Consider the following 1,022-nt stretch of genomic DNA (forward strand, 5'->3'; position numbering starts at 1 on the left):
CTATAAATGAGCAAATATTGAAATTTGCACAAAATTACCCTACCATTTCGAAAACAGCTTCAAGTGACGCTCCATTTTTTATGAAAGTATGAAGATTTGTCAGTTGTTCTGTTTTCAACTGCTTCTGAAAATACCGATACCCATCTTCAAAGGTACAGTTTTCAGAATGCATACAACACATGTAATGCACCAATGACATGATCAACCAATAACGCTGGATTCCTTTCCGGGAACGGATCTGGCACTTATCCAGTGCAAGTTTTCCCTTGCTTTGGCGAAAAAATAACTCAATTGGCCACCGCCTGCTATACGTATCCAGGATTTCCTGTGTGGACAATCCCACATTGGTAGATATAAACACTCTCAAAGCTCTCGGATTTCCAAAAGCTTCCTGGGGATAACTGAGGATCACTGCCGCATTCGGGATGTCATTGAGTTTCCCTTCATAACGATACACATAAAATTTACGACCGCCAACGGTCACGAGGCTGACGTTCTTATCTGTTTTTCTTAAATGAAGGGCAAAATCACTGGCTTTTTGGCGGATCCCACAGGGATAGATAATCCGATTGGTTTTTAACGCACCAATGGTGTAAAAACCTTTTTGGATAAAACTATCCATAACCTTTACAGAAGTATACCAGCTGTCACAGAGAAAATAGGAAACCACTGGCGCTTCCGGAAGTTCCCGGGCAATCTCCTGTACGATCTGGATTTTGGATCTTGATCTGTCATACAGGATAACTGCATAGTTCAGGGTGATCCCATTACAGGAAAGCATAACAGAAACAACCTGATGTCCATAATCCTGTCGTCTCTTTAAATGAGACTGGTGGAAATATGCTGCTTCAATAGGATGCAATGCCTGTGACGAGGGCTTTGTATGTGAAGCGATGGTATCATCCACGATACAGAGAATGGGGTTCCCGGAACGTTGTGCTTCCTGGTAGACAACCTGTATCACACTGTTTTTCAAAACAGTCTGGAGAGCATAGTCATCCCATTTACCGTGATTCAGGAAA

1 protein-coding gene is annotated in these 1,022 nt (G+C 42.3%); it reads right to left on the minus strand.

Going from position 1 to position 1,022, the window contains the following annotated elements; genetic code table 11:
• Positions 1–34: 34 nt before the first annotated feature.
• A partial coding sequence (locus ACESZH_RS23915) for a transposase (RefSeq protein ID WP_373219596.1) occupies positions 35–1,022 on the minus strand: 988 nt, incomplete at its 5' end.

It is taken from the genome of Ruminococcus sp. 5_1_39BFAA (assembly GCF_964240875.1).
In the GTDB taxonomy this organism is placed as follows: Bacteria; Bacillota; Clostridia; order Lachnospirales; family Lachnospiraceae; genus Blautia_A.